General features: G+C 72.7%; 21 protein-coding genes. 1 reads left to right on the top strand and 20 read right to left on the bottom strand.

Annotated features, from left to right (window positions below):
- Position 1: 1 nt before the first annotated feature.
- From ACIPSJ_RS19095 to ACIPSJ_RS19010, 18 genes are all read right to left on the bottom strand, one after another.
- A complete protein-coding gene (locus ACIPSJ_RS19095; protein WP_355712749.1) occupies positions 2–667 on the bottom strand; it encodes a response regulator transcription factor in 666 nt (221 codons plus the stop codon).
- Positions 664–2028: a sensor histidine kinase gene (locus ACIPSJ_RS19090; protein WP_401347070.1), complete on the bottom strand. Its 1365-nt coding sequence runs from the start codon at positions 2026–2028 to the stop codon at positions 664–666. The genes ACIPSJ_RS19095 and ACIPSJ_RS19090 overlap by 4 nt, the downstream gene beginning before the upstream one ends.
- Positions 2029–2103: 75 nt before the next feature.
- Positions 2104–2802, bottom strand: a complete 699-nt coding sequence (locus ACIPSJ_RS19085; RefSeq protein WP_355712753.1) for a response regulator transcription factor — start codon at positions 2800–2802, stop codon at positions 2104–2106.
- Positions 2799–4232 (bottom strand): sensor histidine kinase, encoded by a 1434-nt coding sequence (locus tag ACIPSJ_RS19080; RefSeq protein WP_401347068.1) that lies wholly within the window; start codon positions 4230–4232, stop codon positions 2799–2801. The genes ACIPSJ_RS19085 and ACIPSJ_RS19080 overlap by 4 nt, the downstream gene beginning before the upstream one ends.
- Positions 4225–5517 (bottom strand): acyltransferase, encoded by a 1293-nt coding sequence (locus ACIPSJ_RS19075; protein WP_401347442.1) that lies wholly within the window; start codon positions 5515–5517, stop codon positions 4225–4227. The genes ACIPSJ_RS19080 and ACIPSJ_RS19075 overlap by 8 nt, the downstream gene beginning before the upstream one ends.
- A gap of 49 nt (positions 5518–5566) precedes the next feature.
- Complete coding sequence (locus tag ACIPSJ_RS19070) at positions 5567–6604, bottom strand: alpha/beta hydrolase (protein WP_401347067.1); 1038 nt, start codon at positions 6602–6604, stop codon at positions 5567–5569.
- 289 nt (positions 6605–6893) lie between these two features.
- Positions 6894–7769 (bottom strand): alpha/beta hydrolase, encoded by an 876-nt coding sequence (locus ACIPSJ_RS19065; protein WP_401347066.1) that lies wholly within the window; start codon positions 7767–7769, stop codon positions 6894–6896.
- A 176-nt stretch (positions 7770–7945) separates the two neighbouring features.
- Entirely contained in the window at positions 7946–9178 is a 1233-nt protein-coding gene (kynU, locus tag ACIPSJ_RS19060) for a kynureninase (RefSeq protein WP_401347064.1), read from the bottom strand.
- Entirely contained in the window at positions 9171–10013 is an 843-nt protein-coding gene (locus tag ACIPSJ_RS19055) for a tryptophan 2,3-dioxygenase family protein (protein ID WP_401347063.1), read from the bottom strand. The genes kynU and ACIPSJ_RS19055 overlap by 8 nt, the downstream gene beginning before the upstream one ends.
- 147 nt (positions 10014–10160) lie before the next feature.
- Entirely contained in the window at positions 10161–10574 is a 414-nt protein-coding gene (locus tag ACIPSJ_RS19050; RefSeq protein ID WP_401347061.1) for a DUF3151 domain-containing protein, read from the bottom strand.
- A 68-nt stretch (positions 10575–10642) separates the two neighbouring features.
- Positions 10643–12112, bottom strand: a complete 1470-nt coding sequence (locus ACIPSJ_RS19045; protein ID WP_401347058.1) for an MFS transporter — start codon at positions 12110–12112, stop codon at positions 10643–10645.
- A gap of 67 nt (positions 12113–12179) precedes the next feature.
- Positions 12180–13202 (bottom strand): class II fructose-bisphosphate aldolase, encoded by a 1023-nt coding sequence (gene fbaA, locus ACIPSJ_RS19040; RefSeq protein ID WP_359206346.1) that lies wholly within the window; start codon positions 13200–13202, stop codon positions 12180–12182.
- Positions 13203–13365: 163 nt separating this feature from the next.
- On the bottom strand, positions 13366–13914 hold the full coding sequence (gene pyrE, locus ACIPSJ_RS19035; protein WP_390972066.1) for an orotate phosphoribosyltransferase: 549 nt from the start codon (positions 13912–13914) through the stop codon (positions 13366–13368).
- A 10-nt stretch (positions 13915–13924) separates the two neighbouring features.
- Entirely contained in the window at positions 13925–14722 is a 798-nt protein-coding gene (locus tag ACIPSJ_RS19030; RefSeq protein WP_359206350.1) for an aldose 1-epimerase, read from the bottom strand.
- A 301-nt stretch (positions 14723–15023) separates the two neighbouring features.
- The gene (locus tag ACIPSJ_RS19025; protein ID WP_359206351.1) at positions 15024–15755 is read right to left on the bottom strand and encodes an SRPBCC family protein; all 732 of its coding nucleotides are present in this window, start codon (positions 15753–15755) and stop codon (positions 15024–15026) included.
- 41 nt (positions 15756–15796) lie between these two features.
- Complete coding sequence (locus ACIPSJ_RS19020; protein ID WP_359206352.1) at positions 15797–17428, bottom strand: polyamine aminopropyltransferase; 1632 nt, start codon at positions 17426–17428, stop codon at positions 15797–15799.
- An 87-nt stretch (positions 17429–17515) separates the two neighbouring features.
- Positions 17516–18043, bottom strand: a complete 528-nt coding sequence (locus tag ACIPSJ_RS19015) for a DUF2617 family protein (RefSeq protein ID WP_359206354.1) — start codon at positions 18041–18043, stop codon at positions 17516–17518.
- Between the two features lie 361 nt (positions 18044–18404).
- On the bottom strand, positions 18405–18686 hold the full coding sequence (locus ACIPSJ_RS19010; protein ID WP_359206356.1) for a hypothetical protein: 282 nt from the start codon (positions 18684–18686) through the stop codon (positions 18405–18407).
- 348 nt (positions 18687–19034) lie between these two features.
- Between ACIPSJ_RS19010 and ACIPSJ_RS19005 the strand changes: the two genes are divergently transcribed.
- Positions 19035–19589, top strand: coding sequence for a Uma2 family endonuclease (locus ACIPSJ_RS19005; protein WP_401347053.1), 555 nt, complete (start codon positions 19035–19037; stop codon positions 19587–19589).
- A 126-nt stretch (positions 19590–19715) separates the two neighbouring features.
- On the opposite strand, the gene ACIPSJ_RS19000 is transcribed toward ACIPSJ_RS19005, so the two are convergent.
- Both ACIPSJ_RS19000 and ACIPSJ_RS18995 read right to left on the bottom strand, forming a co-directional pair.
- Positions 19716–20903, bottom strand: a complete 1188-nt coding sequence (locus tag ACIPSJ_RS19000) for a pyridoxal phosphate-dependent aminotransferase (RefSeq protein ID WP_401347051.1) — start codon at positions 20901–20903, stop codon at positions 19716–19718.
- Between the two features lie 29 nt (positions 20904–20932).
- Positions 20933–21526: a DinB family protein gene (locus ACIPSJ_RS18995; RefSeq protein ID WP_401347048.1), complete on the bottom strand. Its 594-nt coding sequence runs from the start codon at positions 21524–21526 to the stop codon at positions 20933–20935.
- Between the last annotated feature and the right edge of the window lie 135 nt (positions 21527–21661).

Below are 21661 nucleotides of genomic sequence, written 5' to 3'. Positions count from 1 at the left end.
CCTATCCGGGCGTCACCAGCCGTGCCTCGTACGCGAACACCGCCGCCTGGGTGCGGTCCCTGAGGCCGAGTTTCACCAGGATCCGGCTGACATGGGTCTTGATCGTCGACTCGGCCACCACCAGGCGCTCGGCCATCTCCGCGTTGGAGAGACCCTGGGCGATCAGGATCAGGACCTCCGTCTCGCGGTCGGTGAGGTCGCCGTAGGCCGCGTGCGCCGTGGGCATCAGCCGGGGCGTGCCGGAGAGTTTGGAGAACTCCGTGATCAGGCGCCGGGTGACCGAGGGTGCCAGGAGCGCCTCGCCCGCCGCCACCACCCGCACCCCGTCCGCGAGCTGGCGGGCCGAGGCGTCCTTGAGGAGGAAACCGGAGGCTCCCGCGCGCAGCGCCTGGTAGACGTACTCGTCGAGGTCGAAGGTGGTGAGCACCAGCACCTTCGCCGCGCTGTCGGCGGCCACGATCTCCCGGGTCGCCTCGATGCCGTTCACCTCGGGCATGCGGATGTCCATCAGGACGACATCGGGGGCCAGTTCACGCACCCGGTCCACCGCCTCACGGCCGTTGACCGCCTCGCCGACCACCTCGATGTCCGGCATCGCGTTCAGCAGGACCGAGAAGCCCTCGCGCACCATCATCTGGTCGTCCGCGATCAGTACCCGGATCGTCATGCGTCACCTTCGGTGCGGGCGGCGACGGGAAGGAACACCGTCACCTCGTAGCCTCCCTCGGACGTCGGGGCCGCCGTCATCTCGCCGTTCAGCATCGAGACCCGCTCGCGCATCCCCGTGATGCCGTGACCGGCGCCGGGCGACGGTTTGAGCAGCGCGGGCCGGGGCGGGGCGCCGTTGACTATGCGCAGGCCCAGACCGCCGAGGACATAGCCGATCTCCACCCGGGCCGACGCCCCCGGCGCGTGGCGCAGGGTGTTGCTCAGCGTCTCCTGGACGATCCGGTACGCCGACAGCTCCACGCCCTGCGGGAGTTCACGGACCGCGCCGGTCACCACCTTCTCCACGGTCAGGCCAGCCTCCCGCACATTGGCGAGCAGGGCGTCCAGGTCGGCGAGGGTGGGCTGCGGGGCGTCCGGGGCCTCGTAGTCCTCGGCGCGGACCACACCCAGCACCCGGCGCAGTTCGGTGAGCGCGGCCACCGCGTTCTCCCGGATGGTGACGAACGCCTTCTCCAGCTCCGGCGGCGGGTTCTCGACGCGGTAGGGGGCCGCCTCCGCCTGAATCGCCACCACCGACATGTGGTGGGCCACCACATCGTGCAGCTCCCGGGCGATCGTCGTGCGCTCCTCCAGGAGGGTGCGCTTGGAACGCTCCTGCGCGGTCTCCGTCTGCTGGGCGGTCACCGTCTCCTCCGCCTCCCGGCGGATCTGCCGCACGGAGACGGTCAGCAGGACTATCGCGGAGACGACCGTCATCGGGCCTACGTTGTCGCTGTAGTGGCCCCCGCCGAACGCCGACACGGCCAGGAAGCCGTAGAGCGCGGTGATCGCCCACATCCAGGCCGCCGTGCGCGGGCGGGTACGGACGGCGACGACCGTGAGCACCACCAGGTGGGAGATGAAGTTGCCCGACGCCCAGGGCCAGTCGCCCCAGCCGCTGCCCAGCAGGTTGCCGACCCAGGCCGCGACGAGGGACAGCCAGAAGGCGGCCACGGGACGCGCCAGCGTCAGCAGGACGGGGGCCAGCGCGAACAGGCCGGACAGCAGGGCCGTGAACTCCCCCCGCGGGCTGTCCGTGGCGGCGGCCAGCAGCGCCACCCCGCCGGCCACGGCCACCACGAGATGCGGGGCCCAGACCGCGTACTCCCGCAGCCGGCCCGGGAACCGGCGCACGAACCGGCTGTCGGCGCTCAGCGGGGGCAACGGGCGGTAGGCGAAGGCGTCGTGGAACAGGTCCTGCCGCAGCCTGCCCAGGGCGTCCAGCGCGGCCCGGAACTCCGGGCTGCGCGGCTTGTACGGCTCGAACGCGCCGTCCGGCTGCTCCGGCGGCATCGGCTGCGTGTGGGTCGTCTCGGTCACGTACACGACCGTAGGCGGAGGCGGGGGTCGCCGTCGTCACCAGTGAGAAGGGTCCTCCGGCATCCTTCTCAGGTACTACGGGGCCGAGCCGGAGGGCCGGACCAGACCCGACTCGTACGCGAACACCGCCGCCTGGGTGCGGTCCCGCAGGCCCAGCTTCACCAGGATCCGGCCCACGTGCGTCTTCACGGTCTGCTCGGCGACGACCAGCCGCTCGGCGATCTCCGCGTTCGACAGGCCCTGGGCGATCAGCGCGAGGACCTCCGTCTCGCGCTCGGTCAGATCGGCGACCCGGGACTTCAGCGGGGCCCGCACCCCGCCCCCGTCCAGCTGCGAGAACTGGGCGATCAGCCGCCGGGTGACCCCGGGCGCGAGCAGCGCGTCCCCGGCCGCCACCACCCGCACCGCCTCGGCCAGCTTGTCCGCGGACGCGTCCTTGAGCAGGAACCCTGACGCACCGGCCCTCAGCGCCTCGTACACGTACTCGTCGAGGTCGAAGGTGGTCAGCACCAGCACCTTGATGTGCGGGCGCTCCCCGACGATGCGGCGGGTGGCCTCGATACCGCCCAGTTCGGGCATGCGGATGTCCATCAGGACGACGTCCGGGGTGAGTTCGGCGACCTGGACCACCGCGTCCAGCCCGTCCACCGCCTGGCCGACCACCTCGATACCGGGCTGGGCGTTGAGCAGCACGGTGAAACCCTGCCGGACCATCTGCTGGTCGTCGGCGATGACCACCCGGATGGGGCTGCTGCCACTGCTGCTGCTCGTCATGCGCGGTCGTCCTTCGGGTCGGGGCGATGGGCCGGCTTCGGGTCGGGGATGCGGGCCGGGGAGACGGGCCGGCCGTGGGTGGTGCCGGCGCCGGGACCGGCGGCCGGGAGCTCCGCGAAGACCCGGTAGCCGCCGTCCGCCCCGGGTCCCGCCGTCAGCGAACCGCCGAGCATCGTGGTCCGCTCCCGCATGCCGAGCAGTCCGTGCCCGGCGCCCGGCGACGGCGGCGCGGGCCGGGTCGGCCGGGAGTTGGCGACGGACACCAGAAGCCCGTAGGGGATGTACTCGATCTCGACATGGGCGGTGGCACCCGGCGCGTGCCGCAGGACGTTGCTCAGCGCCTCCTGCACGATCCGGTACGCCGACAGCTCCACGCCCGACTGCATCGGGCGCCGCTCGCCGTTGATCCGGACGGTGACCGTCAGACCGGCCGCCCTGGTGTTCTCGACCAGCGCGTCCAGCCGCTCCAGGGTGGGCTGCGGGCTGTGCGGGCCGGTGCCGGTGTCGTCGGGCGCGTCCTCGTCGGAACCCTCCGAACGCAGCACGCCCAGCACTCTGCGCAGTTCGGTCAGCGCCTCCAGCGCGTTGTGCCGGATGCCGTCGAGGTTCTCCCGGAGTTCGTCCGAGGGGTTGTCCACAAGGTGTGGAGCGACCTGGGCCTGGATCGAGATGACCGACATGTGGTGCGCGACCACGTCGTGCAGCTCGCGGGCGATCCGGCTGCGCTCCTCCAGCAGGGTGCGCCGGGCCCGCTCCTCCTCGGTGAGCGAGGCCTGCCGGCCGAGTTCGGCGCGCGCCTCGCGGCGGCCGCGCAGCGCCGTGCCGAGCGCCACGACGATCGCCGACAGGACGACGGTGACCACCGAGGTGGACTGGTGCGGCGGTGCGCCCCAGACACCGTCGAAAACCCAGGTGAGCAGCGCCGTCAGGGCCAGCGCCTCGACGGCCACCCGGGCGCGGACCCGCAGCGCGAGCAGCAACAGGACCAGCAGATGCGCGATGATCCCGGCCACGGTCCAGGGCCAGGTGAAGAAGACCCCCTTGACCATGCCCAGCCGGCCGTGCAGCGCGAGGGCGCCCACCAGCGTGGCCGCCGTCGACATCCACCACGCCGGCACGGGCCGCCACATCGCGAGGATCACGGCGCTGCCCTGCGCGAGCCCGAGCAGGAAGGAGAGGCCGAGGCCCAGATGCCCGTTGTCCTGGAGCTGCGCGATGCCGCCGACCGTGATGCCGAACGCCGCCAGGCACAGCACGCCGTGCGGCAGCCAGCGCAGCCATACGGAGGGGGGCAGCGGGTCGAGGCGGGTGGTGCACAGGTCGTCGCGGAGTATCCGCAGCCAGCGCAGCACCCGACCGGTCCACTCCGCCCGGCGGCTCCCCGTGTCCGTCCCCGTCCCCGTCCCCGTCACAGCGATCAGCCTAGACATGACGGACTCCTGCCGGTGTCGCCCGATCGGACGAGGTGGAGGAGCTGGATGAGGAGGTGGGGGAGTTGGACGAGGCGGCGGAGGTGGATGAGCCGGGCGAGGCGGAGGAGCGGTGGGTGCGGATGACGTGCGAGCGGGGGCGGGGGCGGGTGCCGGGGCGCTCGTACGTGTGGAACGCCGCCCAGCAGACGGTGAGCGTCAGGGCGAACACCGGGAGCCAGAGCAGGCGGGCCGCGACCCAGCCGAGGTGGTCGGGGGGTGTGTGGAGGCCGGGCAGGTGCCCGAGCAGGAGGCCGGTGGCCGTGGTCGCCATCAGGGCGGTCTGGTGCCAGAGGAAGATCGTCATCGCGGAGAGGTTCACGAAGGCCACCGCCGCCCAGAGCAGGGGGCGGCGCATCGCGCGGCGCAGCCGGTCCCGCAGGAGCAGGGCGAGGCCACACTGGGCCAGGCCGAAGGTGACGGCGGCCAGGGTGGGCGGGTTGAGGTTGGAGACGGACGCGCCCGGGACGCCGACCATCGAGGCCGGGTAGCCCGCGAGGGCCACGAGCCCGGCCGTCGCCGCCGTACCGCCGACGAGCAGCACCCAGCCCGCGCGCGGGCGGTCCAGTTCGCCGCGGGTCCAGGCGGCGCCGAGGGTGTACGGCACCAGCCAGCCCGCCGCGAGGTTCACCCAGCCGAGGCCGGGCGGGGCGCCGAAGCCGAAACGGAGCAGGTCCACATGGAGGACGACGGCCAGCGGCCACAGCGGGTTGAGCCGGGAGACCAGCGGGGTCGCCGCCGTCAGCGCCGCGAACACCACGAGGAACCAGAGGGGGGACAGGGCGAGTTTGGCGAGGGTGTGCACGGTGGCGTAGTCGGTGCCGGAGAGGAGGAGGGCGGCGGTCGCGACCGTCCACAGGGTGAGGAGGGCGGCCACCGGTTTGAAGAGACGGGACAGCCGGGTCGTCAGCCAGCGGTGGTACGGGGTGCCCTTCGCCTGCGCGGACGTGTAGCTGCGGGTGGCGACCTGGCCGCCGACCAGGAAGAACACGGCCAGGGTCTGGAACGCCCAGGAGATCGGGGCCAGTCCGGACAGGTGCTGCAGGGGGCTGCTGGTGCGCAGGTCGCCGCCGTCCGCCACCAGCGCCGTCACCAGCCAGTGGCCCAGGACCACACCGAGGATGGCGAACGCGCGCAGGGCGTCGACGGCACGGTCGCGGTCGGGTGGGGTGGTGGCGTCGAGCTGGAGGGCGAGGCGCCGTGCTCGGTCGGGGAATTGGCGTACGCGGTGGAGGAAGTGGCCTATGCGCTGCGGGAAGTGGCTTGCGCGGTGGGCGAGGTGAAGGGGCGGTGGCTTACGCACGGGTGACCTCCGTTGTCTCGCCGAGGGCGATCCGGGCGAGGTTGGCCAGGGAGGCCGAGCCCGGGGTGAAGTAGTCGCTGTGGCCGCCGGGGCCCGCCGCGAAGACGCGGGCGCCGAAGGAGGGGGAGACGGGGTCGGTGCCGAAGCCGACGGTGGTGCCGAAGAGGCCGAGGCGCAGATGCGGGACGTCGGCGATCCAGTCGCCGGCGCCGCGGGCCGCCCAGACACGGGCCGAGGTGTGCAGCGCCGCGGCCGAGTCGGCGCCGGTGCCGGGGCTGCCGACGAACGCGATGTCGGTGACACCGAGACCGGAGAGGGCGGGCGCGGCCCGGGCGCAGACGACCGTGCCGTAGGAGTGGCAGAGGAGGGAGACCGCCGCCGGACCGGGGGCGGTGAGGGTGCGGAGTTCGCGGATGAACTCGCTCAGGTGCGGGGCCGCCTGGTCGGCCCGGCCCGGGGTGAGGACGGTGGTGCTGATGGTGGCGGGGGTCCGGTAGCCGAGCCAGGCGACGACCGCGGTGGGGGTGGTCCTGGGGGCCTCGTGGGTGAGGCGCCGGTAGAGGGACTGCGCCGCGGTGTGGAAGCGGGCGTAGGTGTCGAGGGTGGTGTCCGAGCCGGGGACGAGGACGGCGACGCGGGCGGCGTGCGCCAGGTCGCCGAGGACCTCGGTGGCCTGGCCGGTGCCGCGGGCGTCGAAGTGGAGGAGGTGGCGGGTGGGGGACGCGAGGGCGCGGTCGGCGGCGGCGCGGGAGCGGTCGCCGTGGGCGGCGGCCATGCGGGCGGCTTCGGCGGCGTTCTCGCGGTTGGCCGTGTAGGCGGTGGCGAGGGTGGCCGGGGTGAGGGGGGTGGGGAGGGCGGCGGGGGGTGGGGCGGGGATCTGGGGGCGGGTGGCCGCGGAGAGGGGGAGGACCACGGCGGCGGTGAGGAGGGCGGCGAGGGCGGTACGGCGGAGTCTGCGCGGGCGACGGCGGGTTGGGGGTACGGCTGCTTTGAACTCGGGGTCCGTGTCCGTGAAGCGGGTTTCCCTCACCGGCGCTTGAGCAGCTCGGTCGGTTGCGCCAAGGTCCGGAGTTTCACTCACCCGCGCTTGCGGGGTGCCTCCCCATCGCCCACCCGTGCCGCCCCAGCGGCACGATTGCCCGCAGCTGCGGAACAGTTCCCCCGTCGTGAACCCCACGGCCGTCCCTCCCCGTTCAGTCCGCCCGGCTGTCGGGCTTGTCTGATCGGGAAGTTACGGAGCGGGGGGCGTCGTCCGCGTCATGCCAGGGAGCTCATGTGGGAGGTAGCTCTCAGGTACTACGGGTATCCCGGGGTCGGGGTCACCAGGCGAGCTGGGCGATCTCCTCCGCCGCCACCGCGCAGGCGTCGGCCGCGGGGTCGATGAGCGGGAAGTGGCCGACGTCCTCCAGCAGCGTCAGGCCGACCACCTCGCCCGCCTTCGCCGCCGCGTCCGCGTAGGACTCGGCGACCGCCTGCGGGACGACCAGGTCCGAGCGGCCCTGGACCAGGGTGGTGGCGATGCCGGTCGGGAGGAGCAGCGCGGGGTCGGCGTAGCGCTGGCGGTCGGTGAAGTGGTCGTTGCCGCCGAGGAGTTGGAGCGAGGCGTTGCCGCAGACGTCCAGCTTCTCGGCCATCGCGAAGTCCGCGATCGGGGCCAGGGCGACGACGCCGCGCAGCGGCGCCGGGCCGGAGGTGCGCCACGCGGCGTCCGCCGGGAGGACGTGCCGCGCCGCCGCCCAGAGCGCCAGGTGGCCGCCCGCCGAGTGGCCGGTGAGGACCGTACGGCGCAGGTCGGCCTGGGGCAGTGCCTCGCGGGCCAGGGCCGGCAGGGCGTCCAGGGCCGCGGCCACGTCGTCGAAGGTGTCCGGCCAGCGGCCGGCGACCGGCGCCGAACCGCCCTGCGCGGGCAGCTTCGCGCCGCGCCGGTACTCGACGTTGGCCACCGCGAAGCCGCGCCGGGCCAGATAGTCGGCGAAGGGGGTGATGTGGGCGCGGTCGTACGGCGCGCGCCACGCGCCGCCGTGCAGGACCACGACGAGCGGGGCCGAGGGCTCGTCGGCGCGCGGGGCGTAGAAGTCGATCACCTGGTCGGGGTGGTCGCCGTACGCGGCCGTCGCGTCGGGCTCGACCTGCGGGTGCGAGAAGGCCGACTCCTCCTCTGCGGCGGCCCGGGCTGCTGCGTCGTCGTCCGGCATGCTCCAACCTCTCAGCGACGTAATTGTGTTGGCGGACCAGGTGGGGAATTCGGCCGTTGGCCGGGACGGTATCAGGCCGGTGACGTGCGGCGACACGTGGATGTCACGCACGGTGAGGATTGAACGGTTCTGTACCGTCCCGGCCCCCGCACCAGGATCACCAAGTCGTCATATCGCTAGTCGACGACCGGTCCCGCGACCGATCGCGCGACCGATCCCGCGGCCTCTCCCGCCACCTCCCCCAGCACCCGCGCCGCCCGCTCCACGTCCGCGAAACCGACGTAGAGCGGAGTGAAGCCGAAGCGGAGGACGTCGGGGTGCCGGAAGTCCCCGACCACGCCCCGCTCGATCAGCCGGCGCATCACGTCCCCGGCGTCGGGGCAGCGCAGTGCGATCTGGCTGCCGCGCTCCTCGTGCGCCACCGGGGTCACGCACTCGACGCGGCCCGCCGGCAGGTACGCCTCGACGCACTCCAGGAAGAAGTCCGTCAGGGCCAGGGACTTGGCGCGTACGGCGGCCACCCGTACCCCGTCCCAGACCTCCAGCGCCGCCTCCAGGGCCAGCATGGAGAGGATGTCCGGGGTGCCGACGCGACCGCGCACCGCGCCCGCGGCCGGTTCGTACTCCGGCCGCATCCCGAACGGCTCCGTGTGCGAGTTCCAGCCGGGGAGCGGGGAGTCGAAGCGGTCCTGCAGGCCGCTGCGGACGTACAGGTACGCCGGTGAACCCGGGCCGCCGTTCAGGTACTTGTAGGTGCAGCCGACCGCCAGGTCCACGCCGTGCTCGTCGAGGCCGACGGGCAGCGCGCCCGCGCTGTGGCACAGGTCCCAGACGGAGACCGCGCCGGCCGCGCGGACCGCGCCGGTGAGGGCGGGGAGGTCGTGCAGCCGGCCCGTGCGGTAGTCGACGTGGTTGAGCAGGACGGCGGCGGTGCGGTCGCCCAGGGCGGCGGGCACCTCCGCCGGGGTCACCGGCCGCAGCACGCACCCCGTCATCCGGGCCGCCGAGTCGGCGATGTAGCCGTCGGTGGGGAAGGTGGTCGCGTCGACGAGGATCTCGTCGCGGCCCTCCCCCGCGAGCCGTACCGCGCCCACCAGCGCCTTGAAGACGTTGACGCTGGTGGAGTCGCCGACCACGATCTGCCCGGCCGCCGCGCCGACCAGCGGGGCGATCCGGTCGCCGATCCGCTCCGGTGCCGTCCACCAGCCGCTCTCGTCCCAGGAGCGGATGCGCAGCTCGCCCCACTGCCGGCGGACGACGTCCTCGACCCGGCCGGGGACGTGCGCGGGCAGGGCGCCCAGTGAGTTGCCGTCGAGGTACACAACGTCGTCGAGGACGAAGCGGGAGCGGAGCGCGGCGAGTTCGTCCGCGCCGTCCAGCTTCTCCGCTTTCAGGGTCAGCTCAGACATGGGACCTCGCCGTCCACAGCTCGGGGAACACGTTCTTGCGGGCGCGCTTCTCCAGCCAGGCGACGCCGGCCGAGCCGCCGGTGCCGGGCTTGGCGCCCATGGCGCGGCGGGTGGCGACCAGGTGGTCGTTGCGCCAGCGCCAGACGAGTTCGCCCACGTCGGTCAGCGCCTCGCCGAGGCGGGCGAGGTCGGTGTCGCCGTCGCCGGAGTAGACGGCGGTCCAGGCGGTCTCGACGGCGTCGGAAGGTGTATAGGGCAGTGAGATGTCACGTTCCACCGCCACCGCGTCCGGGATCGGATACCCCCGCCGCGCCAGCAGCCGCACCACCTCGTCGTACAGGCTCGGCTGCTGCAGCGCCTTCTCCAGTTCGGCGTGCACGCGCGGTGCCCCGCGGTGCGGGACGAGCATGGACGCGGACTTCTCGCCGAGCAGGAACTCCATTCGCCGGTACATCGCCGACTGGAAGCCGGAGCCCTCGCCGAGGGCGGACCGGTAGGAGTTGAACTGGGCGGGGGTGAGCTGGCCGAGCGGCTTCCAGGAGGCGTTCAGCGCCTCCAGCTCGCGGGTGGAACGCTTCAGCGCCGCGATCGCGGTGGGGATGTCGTCGGCGCGCAGCGCGGCCCCGGCGGTCTCCCACTCGTGGACGATGACGGTGAACCACAGCTCCATGACCTGGGTGGTGACCAGGAAGACCATCTCTCCGGGGTCGTCGGAGAGGGTGTGCTGGAGGTGGGTGAGCACGTCGGCCCTGACGTAGTCCTCGTACGGTGTCGTGCCGGCGAAGTCGAGATGCGGGGTCTCGGGCTCGTTCGTTGCGAGAGCCTCGTGGGACATCGCTGTCTCCTGTTGTACTCCGGGTAGCGGTCCGCCCCTGCCGATGCCGACACGGGGGCCCCGGTCCCCACCGGCATCTTCCGCAACGTACCCCGGATACGGCAAGGCCCGCCTGTTGCCAGACGGGCCACAGAGCCGAACGGGCGGCTAGCCCAGGGTCTGGGCCGCGGCCGGCGAGGAGTCCTTCAGGAACTGCGTGCAGCGCTGGTACTCCTCCTGCTCGCCGATCGCCTGGGCGGCGCGGGCGAGGGCGTGCAGCGCGCGCAGGAAGCCGCGGTTGGGCTCGTGCTCCCAGGGGACGGGGCCGTGGCCCTTCCAGCCGTTGCGGCGCAGCGCGTCCAGTCCGCGGTGGTAGCCCGTACGGGCGTAGGCGTACGACTCGACGACCGAGCCGCGCTCGAACGCGTCGTCGGCGAGCTGGGCCCAGGCGAGCGAGGAGGTGGGGTACTTGGCGGCGACGTCCGCGGGGGCGGTGCCCTGCGCGAGGAGCTCGCGGGGGGCGGGTTCGTCGGGGAGCTTGGTCGGGGGCGGGCCGCCGAGGAGGTTCTCGTGAATGCTCATGGGTTCCAGTCTGGCGCACCCCGGCCCGCGGCCACGGACCCGGGACCTCTGCGGCTCCGGCTATGCCCCTAGGTGCGGCCCTCCGCCTCCAGTGGGGGTGTCGTGACGTTGCCGTGGTGGCGGCACTCGGGGCGGACGCAGCCGGGGGTGGGGCGGCGTACCAGGGCGAAGGCCAGGGCGGCGCCGACGACCAGTACCCCGGCGCAGATCGGCATCGCGCGGTCGAACGCGGCGTCGAAGGCGTCGGCGGAGCGGTAGGCCTCGGGACCCATGCCGGCGAGCAGCGGCAGGGCCGCGACCGCGATCAGGCTCGCCGCGCGGGCCGCCGCGTTGTTGATGCCGCTGGCGATGCCGGCCCGGGCGGTGTCCACGGAGGCGAGGACGGAGGCGGTGAGGGGGGCCACCAGGACGACCATGCCAAGGCCCTGGACCAGGACCGCCGGGAGGACGTCCGTCAGGTAGTTGGCGTCCTTGCCCACCCGCAGCATCAGCAGCATCGCGGTGGCGCAGAGCAGGGGGCCGACGGTGAGGGGGATCCGGGGGCCGATGCGGTCGGCGAGGGCGGCCGAGCGGGCCGAGAAGAGCAGCATCAGGGCGGTGGTGGGGAGCAGGGCGGTGCCGGCGGCCAGCGCCGAGTAGCCCGCGACGACCTGGAGTTGCAGCGCCGTGAGGAAGAAGTAGCCGCCGAACGCCCCGTACACGCAGAGGGTGACCACGTTGAGCGCCGTGAACTGGCGGGAGGCGAAGATGTCGAGCGGGAGCATCGGGTCCTGGCGGCGCTTCTCGACGTACACGAAGGCCACGCCGGCCGCGACGCCCGCCACGGCCAGCAGCGCCAGGGTCCCGGCCTCGATCAGCGCGTACGTCACCAGGCCGAGGGAGAGGGCGCCGAGGACCGCGCCGAGGACGTCGAAGCGGCCGTGGCTGCGTTCTCCCCCACTCTCCGAGCGGGAGGTGCCCCCAGAGGACTCGGGGACGTGGCGCAGGGCGACCGGGACGCAGAGCAGGGCCAGCGGGACGTTGAGGAGGAAGACCCAGCGCCAGCCGGGGCCGTCCACCAGCCAGCCGCCCAGGAACGGGCCGACGGCCGCGCCGATGCCGCCGAAGCCGGACCAGAGGCCGACCGCGCGGGCCCGGTCGTCGGGGTGGAAGGAGGCCTGGATGAGGGCGAGGGAGCCCGGGGTGAGGAGGGCGCCGCCGATGCCCTGGAGGGCGCGGGCGCCGATCAGCACGGCGTCGGTGGGAGCCAGGCCGCACAGCAGGGACGCGGCCGCGAACCAGACGACCCCGATGACGAAGACCTTCCGGCGGCCGTACTGGTCGCCGAGCGAGCCGCCGAGCAGGATCAGGCCGGCCAGGGTCAGCATGTACGCGTTGACCGTCCACTGGAGCGCGGACAGGCTCGCGTTCAGGTCCTCGCCGATGCGGGGCAGGGCGACGTTGACGACCGTCGAGTCCAGCATGGCCATGCTGGAACCGAGGACGGTGGTGAGCAGGATCCACTTGCCCTGGGAGGAGGCCAGCCGGACGTCGGGCATGGTTCCAGGTATACAGCGGACCCGGCGCCGTAGACAGACGAACGCCGGGTCCTGACCGTAATGCGGCTTACTTGATCTTGTTGCCCGCCGAGCGCAGGTTCTGCGTGGCCTCGACGACACGCGCGGCCATGCTCGCCTCGGCGAGCTTGCCCCAGGTGCGCGGGTCGTAGGTCTTCTTGGAGCCGACCTCGCCGTCGACCTTCAGGACGCCGTCGTAGTTCTTGAGCATGTGGTCGGCGACCGGACGGGTGAAGGCGTACTGGGTGTCCGTGTCCAGGTTCATCTTCACGACGCCGTTCTCCAGCGCGGTGCGGATCTCCTCCTCGGTGGAGCCGGAGCCGCCGTGGAAGACGAAGTCGAACGGCGACTGCTTGCCGAACTTGGCGGCGACGCCGTCGCTCAGCTCCTTGAGCAGGTCGGGGCGGAGCACGACGTTGCCCGGCTTGTACACGCCGTGCACGTTGCCGAAGGAGGCGGCGAGCAGGTAGCGGCCCTTCTCGCCCAGGCCCAGGGCCTCGGCGGTGCGGATCGCGTCGTCGACCGTCGTGTAGAGGGAGTCGTTGATCTCGTGGGAGACGCCGTCCTCCTCGCCGCCGGTCGGGGTGATCTCGACCTCAAGGATGATGTTGGCGCGGCGGGCCTGCTCAAGCAGCTCCTGCGCGATGGCCAGGTTGTCGGCGAGGGTCTCCGCCGAGCCGTCCCACATGTGCGACTGGAAGAGCGGGTTGCGGCCGTTCTTCACACGCTCCTCGGAGATCGCGAGCAGCGGACGCACGTACCCGTCGAGCTTGTCCTTCGGGCAGTGGTCCGTGTGCAGCGCGACGTTGACCGGGTACTTCTCGGCGACGATGTGCGCGAACTCGGCGAGCGCGACCGAGCCGGTCACCATCTCCTTCTTGTACTGGCCGCCCAGGAACTCGGCGCCACCCGTGGAGATCTGGACGATGCCGTCGCTCTCCGCCTCCGCGAAGCCGCGCAGCGCAGCGTGCAGGGTCTGGGTCGAGGTCACGTTGATGGCCGGGTAGGCGAACTTGCCTGCCTTCGCCCGGTCGAGCATCTCGTTGTAGACCTCGGGGGTTGCGATGGGCATCTGTCCGCTCCTTGGGTGTGCGGGTCGGGTACTGCTGCTTCTCTACGGCCCTGACCTAGACCTGTGTGGGGGCGACGTCATCGTCGTCCCCATCTTTCCAGACATGAACCGATGCTCCACGCGCCGGTCAAATCCGGGTCAATCCCACTCGTCAACCCACGTGTCAGTCCAGACCCAGTTCATCCTTCGAGAAGGCGAAGAGGTACGGCACACCGGCGCCCTCCTGGATCTTCTCGGCGGCGCCCGTCGCCCGGTCCACGATGGTGGCGACGGCGACGACCTCGGCGCCGGCCGCGCGCACGGCCTCCACGGCGGTGAGCGGGGAGCCGCCGGTGGTGGAGGTGTCCTCGACGACGAGGACCCGCCGGCCCTTGATCTCCGGGCCCTCGACCTGGCGCTGCATCCCGTGCGCCTTCGCCGCCTTGCGTACGACGAAGGCGTCGAGGCGCTTTCCGCGGGCGGCGGCGGCGTGCAGCATGGCGCCGGCGACCGGGTCGGCGCCCATCGTCAGCCCGCCGACGGCGTCGAACTCCAGGCCCTCGGTCAGGTCCAGCAGCACCTGGCCGACCAGCGGCGCGGCCTCGCCGTCGAGGGTGACGCGGCGGAGGTCGACGTAGTAGTCCGCCTCCAGCCCCGACGACAGGGTCACCTTGCCGTGCACCACGGCCTTGTCCTTGATCTGTTGCAGCAGCTCAGCGCGTACGTCCGTCATGCCGACCAGCTTAGACAGCCTGCGGGCGGCGCCAGGTCCAGGTGGTCGTGGCTTCGAGCGGCTCGATGGGCGTGACGAGCCGGGGCAGCGTGTTGAGCCCGTTGGGCGGTCCGGTCTGCGGCTCCACGCAGACGGCCTCCGCCTGCTCGTCGTAGACCACGACCCACTGCTCGCGGCTGGTGACCTTCAGCTCCAGCTGCCCGGGCCAGGTGAGGGTGACGTCGACGCCGTCGGGCATGCCGAAGCAGTCGTCCCAGGGGCCGGGCTCGGGGTCGACGCGGTTGCCGGTGGGCAGGTGGTCGTCGCCGCGCTCCTCCTGCCAGGCGGGGGCGAAGGCGACCTGGACGTCCTGGCCGCCGAGGTTGCGGTTGAACCACGGGTGCCAGCCGATCTGGGCCGGGAAGGAGTCGTCGTACGTCTCCACGCTCATCGTCAGCGTCAGGGAGTCCTCGGCGAGTTGCACGACGTGGGTGACGCGGGCGGGGTGCGGCCAGGGGGCGCCCAGCTCGCGCGTGATCACCGCCTCGCTCTCCGAGACGCGCGCGGTGCGCCAGGCGCCGTCGCGGGCGGTGCCGTGGATGGCGTGCGGCGGGGAGTTGAGGGGCATCTGGACGAGGTTGGCGCCGTCGAGGAAGCGGCCGTCCCGGATGCGGCCGCACCACGGCACCATCGGGAAGCAGCCGAAGCGGTCGCCCTGGCGGAGGAGTTCGAGGGAGCCGACCTCCAGTCCGGCGATCCGGCCGCCGTTGCCGGGGTGCAGGTGGAGGGTGGCGTCGCCCGCTGTCAGCGTGATGTCTTCGTTACTCACGGGATGACAGTACTGGGGGAGGCGGGTCGGGTTTCGGGTGCGGGTGGGTGGGGGCCGGTCGCGCCCACGCGGCGGAGCCGCACATCGATACAGTCCCGCGCCCCTGACAGGGCGCTACAGCCGGGGCGTCTTTCCAGCTCGCTTGGCTGCGGGCATGCGTGCCTCCCCCAGTGCCTTAAGGGCCTGGGAGGTGCCCCCATGGGGCGGCACGGGTGGGCGATGCGGGCCCCGCTCGAGCGAGGCCGAGAGTGGGGGAGGCACCCGGCAAGCGCCGGTAAGCGTCCCCCCTCGCCGGCAGATCTCACCGGCGCCTGCGCAACGCCCTCGTCACCACGATCGCCGAGGCCAGCGCAAGGGCTGCTGCCGGGGCTGCCCAGCGCAGGGCGGAGTTCGCGGCGACCGTCTGGGGTGCCGGGACGGGGGCGTAGCGGCCGCGGGGCGGGGCGTGGTCGACTTCCTCGGCGCTGCGGCCGATCATGGTGCGGCGGGCGTGGGCGGCTTCCGCGAAGATCTCGGGGAGCGGTTCCTCGACAGGGTTGGGGGCCAGGGACGGGGGCGGGACCTCGGTCTCGAAGACCGACGGGGGCGGTTCGTCGGGGGCGGAGTCGGGTGTCTCCTCCGCGAGCGCTTCCACGAAGCGGTTCAGCAGCCGGGTGGCGGCCGACTCCACCGCGTCGGCCGGCAGCTCGGCGAGCCGGCCGTCGGCGGAGGCCGTGCCGGTGACCGTGACCGTGCTGCCGCCCTCGTCGGTGGCGGCGAGGCGGAGGGTGAGCGCCAGTTTCACCGTGCCGGTGCCGCGGGCCTCGTTGGCGTCGCCGTCGACCGCGTAGGAGCCGTCGGCGCGGGCGGTGACGCGCAGGGAGCCCCGGTAGGTGATCGAGTGGCTGCCGATCCGGACCTTGAGGCGGCCGGTGCCGGGTTCGGCGGCCGGGTCCTGCTGGAGACCGGGGACCGCCCGGGCGACCCGCGCGGGGTCGGCCAGCGCCGCTCTGAGCCGCGAGGCCGGGGCCGGGACGTACACCTGGTGCTCCATGCCGAGTGAGCCTACCCACGAGTCGGTCCGGCACACCCTCGTCAGTAACGCGGATGCACCAACGTGGACGGCGGTGGCCATGTCGTGGGTGGTTCCAGCGTGTCTCCGGCCAGCCCGCGCCGGGTCAGCGTGCGCAGGCGCGGGGCGTCGGGCGGGAGCGCCAGCGGGGGTGCGGTGCGGCCGGCCGTCGCCAGCAGGAAGCCCCAGTCGTGCGGGGCCCGGGACTCGCCCGCCGAGCGGTCGGGGCCCGCGGCGAAGCCGGGGTCGTGGCCGAGGACCCGGTAGGGGGTGACGGCCAGGCCGGCGGCCCGCATGGTCGCCGCGACCGTCCAGAAGGCGCGGGGACGGTTCTGGACCGGGCCGGCGTGCACGACGAGACGGCCGCCGGGGGCGAGGGCGCGGCGGGCCAGGCCGTAGAACTCCTGGGAGTACAGCTTGGTGCTGGCCGTGATGCCGGGATCGGGCAGGTCGGCGATGACGACGTCGTAGCCGGAGCGGGGTGCCCCGCGCAGCCAGCGGAAGGCGTCGGCGGTGTACTCGTGGACGTGCGGGTCGTCGTAGGCGTGGCCGTTGAGCGCGGAGAGGGCGGGGTCGCGGCGGGCCAGCCGGACCAGGCCGCCGTCGAGTTCCACGACGTCGACCTGGTCGACGCCGGGCTCGCGGAGCACCTCGCGCGCGGCCATGCCGTCGCCGCCGCCGAGGATGAGCACGCGCGTGTGCGGGCCGCTCATCGCGGGGTGGACGAGGGCTTCGTGGTAGCGGCGTTCGTCGCGGCCGCCGACCCGCAGCCGGCCGTCGAGGAAGAGGTCGAGGGGGCGGCCGTGGGTGCCGCCGGTGAGGACGACCTCCTGGACGTCCGTCTGGAGGGCGACCCGGACGTCCGCGCCGTAGACGGCGTGCCGTGCGGCCCGTTCGAAGTCGTCGACGAGGACGGCGGCGGAGGCGAGCAGGCCGAGGACGGTCAGGTTGACCGCGAGGAGGGTCCAGCGGGCCCGCCGGGACAGGTCGCGGCGGAACAGGCCGAGGACCAGGGCGCCGCCGGCCACCACGTTGACGGTGCCGGTGAGCAGGGTGCCGGTCAGCTGGCCCAGGAACGGCAGTAACAGGAACGGGAAGGCCAGGCCGCCGACGAGCGCGCCGACGTAGTCCGCCGCGAACAGGTCGGCCACCGCGCCGCCCGCGTCCTGGCGGCGGATGCGCTGGATGAGCTCCATCAGCAACGGCACCTCGGCGCCGATGAGCAGGCCGATGGCGAGGGAGAAGGCGACGAGCAGGCAGCGCGGACCGGCCGACCACAGGCCGCCCCAGTCACCGGTCCAGGCGAAGACCGCGTACAGCGCCATCGCGCTGCAGCCGCCGACCAGCGCCAACGCGGCCTCCACCGCGCCGAATCCGGCCGCCGCGTGCCAGCGCAGCCGCTTCGCGCCGAGCGAGCCGACCCCCATCGCGAAGACCATCACGGACAGGACGACGGAGGCCTGGGTGACCGAGTCGCCGATCAAGTACGAGGCGAGGGCGACCAGTTCGAGCTCGTACACCAACCCGCAGGCCGCGCAGACGAAGACGCACGCCAGGACCAGGAACCGGCCCGTCCCCGGCCGCACGGGCAGCGGCGCGGGGGCGCCCCACGGCGGCGGTGTGCCGGGAGGGGCGGGTGCGTGCGGATCGATCACTCTGCGACGTTACGTCACTCGCACGGCACGCTTCGTCACCCACACGTGTGGATCTGAACCGCCTTGACGTGCCGTTGGTTTATGTCATCAACAGACGGTCTGGGCCACCGGAACCCGCACTCCGACCCGGGTCCGGGTGGCCACCAACTGGCCGTCCTGCGGGTACGCGTGCCAGGTCCGCCAGTGCACCTGGCCCTCGTGCCGCTGGGCGAGCATCGCGGTGAACGCGTGCGGGCTGCCCGGGAAGACACCGGCGAGACCGTGCGGGTGCTCGGAGACCAGGGCCAGCAACTCCTGGGCGCGGCCCGCGAAGGAGCCCGGCGACAGCACCTCGACGCGGGCCGCGAACTCGTACTCCCAGTCGCCGACGCGCTTGGCGACCCCGAGCGGCAGGGGGGTGCTGGACCCCGGGATGCACGCCACCGTCTCCGAACAGCCGCCCCGCTCCTCCTCCAGGAGCACCTGGTGGGACGCGCCGAGCAGTCTCAACTGCAGCTTCGCCCCCGTCAGTTCCAGGTCGAGGGTGGCCAGTGCGGGCAACGGCTCGCGCCCCAGGGCCCAGGCGAGATCGGCCGCGCGCGTATCGGTGTAGGAGGTGTTCAGGGTCGTGAGCATGGATCGGCTCCGCTAGCACGCAAAAGGGGAGGAGGGTGGTCCGGCGCACCTCGGTCGACACCGGGAGATCGGCCCGGCCGGCCCAGCCGGGGAGGGGTGTCGTCAGGACGTCCGAGGCGCTGCTTTGGTGATTTAGAGGGAATCATGAACTGTGACGCCGCCACAGCGTTTTTACCCAACTTCGTGGGGTTTCCATCCCTCAGAGGGCTCCACAGCTCAACTGTTCAACCATGTCGTGCGCCGTACTCCGCCCAGCGTGCGCCGGGGCGCCCGAGGAGAGCTCCCCCGCTCTCCCGCCGGACGCCCCGTTCCCCGCTCCCCCCGCTCCCCTCTGGTCCCCCTTCCCCCTGGTCCCCCGGGGTCAGTTGCCCCCGCCGCCGCAGCCGCCCCCGCCGCACGACGAGCCGCCGCCGCACGACGAGTGCCCGCCACCGCAGGAGTGCCCCCCGTGGCCGCCCCCGTGGCCGCCGCCGTGTCCGCCGTGCGAGGACGAGGACCCCGAGTCCCCGGCCCACCAGCTGCCGGAGCTGTCGTAGCCGGAGGATCCGCCCCGGCCTCCGACCCGTCCGCCCCTGCGGACCGCGGTCCCGATGATCACGAAGCAGACGATCGCGGCCACCACCACGATGAAGACGATGCCCATGGCGTCACCTTCTTTCGGTTCGCGCGGAGCGACCCCCCGTGGGCGCCCCGGCCGCCGCGAGAACGCGGCGTGCACGGGGGATGCCCGGCCGTCCCGGCAGCCAAAGCAGAGTTGAGGAACTTCTGAGGGTCCACACCCGAAAAGCGCCCCTGACCTGCTTTGATTGGCAGATCAGGGCTCCTATGGATGTGTCGCTGGGCTCGGGCTTTTCCCGAAGCGGCCTCACCGCCACCGGGCGACGGAGCCGTGGCGGCCCCGGATCCTGTTCGGACCGGTCTCACCGGCCGCCAAGCTCGGTACCCCGGCACCGACCGCCGTATCCTGACCACACATGGGAAGGAGCCGTCCATGAGTGTCGACGCGGTCGTGCACACCGAGTTCCCCGAGGGGTACACGGTCCTGTTCGGGGCCGACGGAAAAGTGATCATGACTCCGCGGAGCTTCGAGCACTCCAGCACGATCAAGTCGATGCAGTACGACACGATCGTGTCGCTCGGACGCCGCGCGAAGACCGCCTCCGACGTCTACATCGACTTCCCCGCCGACGAGAACTCCGCCCCCGCCCTGGCGATCCTCCGCGAGGACGCCCGCCGGGACGGGAAGCGCTACGGCTTCGAGGACGTCCTGCTGATCTCCGAGGTCGTCTCGACCTCCTCCGCGCGCAAGGACTACGACGACTGCACGGCCAAGTACGGCCGCTACGGCATCCCCGTCTACCTGGTCGTGGACCCTTACGCCCAGGAGGTCGTCCTCCACACCCAGCCGACGGGCACCGGTTACATCGCGGCGCACACTCACAAGTACGGCACGGGCAAGCTCCCCATCCCGCTGGCCGACGGCCGCACCTTCACCCTCGACCTCGACGAACTCCCGCGCCCGGAGCCCGAGGAGGACACCCGCTGACGACGGACTCCCGATGCGGCTGTGCCGTCGATACCGTCGTCCGGCGGGTGGGAGTGAAGCGGCGAGCCCCGGAGCACTGGGCGGTACCCGCAGCGGTCCCGCTCGCCCGCTGAGCCGGTCGCGCCGCTAGGACAGCTGCCGCAGCCGCTCCGCCGCCTCCTTCAGCACCTCCGCGCGCTTGCAGAACGCGAACCGCACGAAGGGCGCCCCCGCCTCCCGGTGGTCGTAGAAGACCGCGTTCGGGATGGCGACGACCCCCGCGCGTTCGGGCAGCGACCGGCAGAAGGCGAAGCCGTCGGTCTCGCCGAGCGGGCGGATGTCGGTGGTGATGAAGTACGTGCCGGCGGTGTCGTAGACCGTGAAACCCGCCTCCTTCAGGCCCGCCGCGAGGATGTCCCGCTTGGTCTGCATGTCCTGCCGGAACGCCTCGAAGTACGAGTCCGGGAGGGCGAGGGCCTCGGCGACCGCGTATTGGAAGGGGCCCGAGGAGACGTACGTCAGGAACTGCTTCGCCGAGCGGACCGCGGTGACCAGCTCCGGCGTCGACGTCACCCAGCCGACCTTCCAGCCGGTGAAGGAGAAGGTCTTGCCGGCCGAGCCGATGGTGACCGTGCGCCCGCGCATCCCGGGGAGGGTGGCCAGCGGGATGTGCTCGGCGGTGTCGTAGACCAGGTGCTCGTACACCTCGTCCGTCACGACCAGCAGGTCCCGCTCCACCGCCAGCTCCGCGATCGCGGTCAGCTCGGCGCGGGTGAGGACGGTGCCGGTCGGGTTGTGCGGGGTGTTGACCAGCAGGAGCCGGGTGCGCGGGGTGACGGCGGCCCGCAGCTCGTCCAGGTCGAGGCGGAACGCGCCGCCGTCCGGGCGCAGGGTGACCGGGACCCGGGTGCCGCCGGCCATCGCGATGCAGGCCGCGTAGGAGTCGTAGTACGGCTCCAGCGCGACGACCTCGTCACCGGGCTCCAGCAGTGCCAGCAGGGCGGCCGCGATGGCCTCCGTGGCGCCCGCCGTGACCAGGACCTCGGCGTCCGGGTCGTACGACAGCCCGTACCGGCGCTCCTGGTGCGCGGCGATCGCCGTCCGCAGCTCGGGGACGCCCGGGCCCGGCGGGTACTGGTTGCCGCGCCCCTCGCGCAGCGCCCGCACCGCCGCCTCCCTGATCTCCTCGGGGCCGTCGGTGTCCGGGAAGCCCTGCCCGAGGTTGATGGACCCGGTGCTGAGGGCGAGCGCGGACATCTCCGCGAAGATCGTGGTCCCGAACTCGGCGAGCCGGCGATTGAGAAGAGGGCGTTCGCTGGAGGTCATGCCGGCCATCCTGCGCCCAAGCCCCGGAGTTCCTCAACTCAGGTCCGGGGGGTGGGACCTGCGCCGATGCCCGGTGGGCCCGCTACGGCTCCGTCCTGCCAGTGGTAGAGGTCACGCAGCAGAGAGATCTCGGCGCCGTGATGGATCAGTTCCCTGTTGACGTGCAGGATCCTGTTCTCCATGGGGAACCGCTCCGGACCTGTCGCGGGCGGATTGTCCAGGTCGGCGTCCGAGAGCGCACGGACCCCCGCGTGCCATCTGCCGTACATCTCGTCGAGCTGTTTCAGCGCCTCGTCAGCCGTCCCCGCGTAGGCGAACGCCCCGGCGTCGACGTCCCGGCCGCCGAAGTACCACTCGACCCGATAGGCCAGGCACGAGACGATGATGTGCCCCAGTCGCCAGGCGATCGTGGTCACCGGCGCCGGCACCGGGCCGGGGAACGCGTAGTCCAGCGTCCACTCGCCCGAACCCTCCGACATCGGTGCGGTCGACGTGCCGCGCGGGCGGATGCTCCAGCAGCCGCGCACCGGCTCCCAGAAGTACTCCTCATCGGTGAGACCGTCCAGCCGCGGCCGCAGGCTCTTGTGCCAGTGCCAGTCCAGCTGCTCCGCGAGCCGCTCGCTTCTCGTCATCTCCGCACACTACATACGACGGAGACCCGGCCACGCTCCGTCCACTGAGCCGCGAGCCCTCAAGTCGTGTCCCACGAAGGGGATTTGGGGTAGGTGCCCGGTGCGGCCCGGAACCGGACCGCCCGCGATGCCGGC

The organism is Streptomyces sp. NPDC090088, from assembly GCF_044747345.1.
Classification (GTDB): Bacteria; Actinomycetota; Actinomycetes; order Streptomycetales; family Streptomycetaceae; genus Streptomyces.
This window is presented reverse-complemented; position numbering and strand designations above follow the sequence as displayed.

Bases quoted from the DNA above. Each gene is read 5' to 3' on its own strand.
- ACIPSJ_RS19095 (WP_355712749.1), bottom strand. From the start codon at position 667: ATGACGATCCGGGTACTGATCGCGGACGACCAGATGATGGTGCGCGAG.
- ACIPSJ_RS19085 (WP_355712753.1), bottom strand. From the start codon at position 2,802: ATGACGAGCAGCAGCAGTGGCAGCAGCCCCATCCGGGTGGTCATCGCC.
- ACIPSJ_RS19080 (WP_401347068.1), bottom strand. From the start codon at position 4,232: ATGTCTAGGCTGATCGCTGTGACGGGGACGGGGACGGGGACGGACACG.
- ACIPSJ_RS19065 (WP_401347066.1), bottom strand. From the start codon at position 7,769: ATGCCGGACGACGACGCAGCAGCCCGGGCCGCCGCAGAGGAGGAGTCG.
- kynU (WP_401347064.1), bottom strand. From the start codon at position 9,178: ATGTCTGAGCTGACCCTGAAAGCGGAGAAGCTGGACGGCGCGGACGAA.
- ACIPSJ_RS19055 (WP_401347063.1), bottom strand. From the start codon at position 10,013: ATGTCCCACGAGGCTCTCGCAACGAACGAGCCCGAGACCCCGCATCTC.
- ACIPSJ_RS19050 (WP_401347061.1), bottom strand. From the start codon at position 10,574: ATGAGCATTCACGAGAACCTCCTCGGCGGCCCGCCCCCGACCAAGCTC.
- ACIPSJ_RS19045 (WP_401347058.1), bottom strand. From the start codon at position 12,112: ATGCCCGACGTCCGGCTGGCCTCCTCCCAGGGCAAGTGGATCCTGCTC.
- fbaA (WP_359206346.1), bottom strand. From the start codon at position 13,202: ATGCCCATCGCAACCCCCGAGGTCTACAACGAGATGCTCGACCGGGCG.
- pyrE (WP_390972066.1), bottom strand. From the start codon at position 13,914: ATGACGGACGTACGCGCTGAGCTGCTGCAACAGATCAAGGACAAGGCC.
- ACIPSJ_RS19025 (WP_359206351.1), bottom strand. From the start codon at position 15,755: ATGGAGCACCAGGTGTACGTCCCGGCCCCGGCCTCGCGGCTCAGAGCG.
- ACIPSJ_RS19015 (WP_359206354.1), bottom strand. From the start codon at position 18,043: ATGCTCACGACCCTGAACACCTCCTACACCGATACGCGCGCGGCCGAT.
- ACIPSJ_RS19010 (WP_359206356.1), bottom strand. From the start codon at position 18,686: ATGGGCATCGTCTTCATCGTGGTGGTGGCCGCGATCGTCTGCTTCGTG.
- ACIPSJ_RS19005 (WP_401347053.1), top strand. From the start codon at position 19,035: ATGAGTGTCGACGCGGTCGTGCACACCGAGTTCCCCGAGGGGTACACG.
- ACIPSJ_RS19000 (WP_401347051.1), bottom strand. From the start codon at position 20,903: ATGGCCGGCATGACCTCCAGCGAACGCCCTCTTCTCAATCGCCGGCTC.
- ACIPSJ_RS18995 (WP_401347048.1), bottom strand. From the start codon at position 21,526: ATGACGAGAAGCGAGCGGCTCGCGGAGCAGCTGGACTGGCACTGGCAC.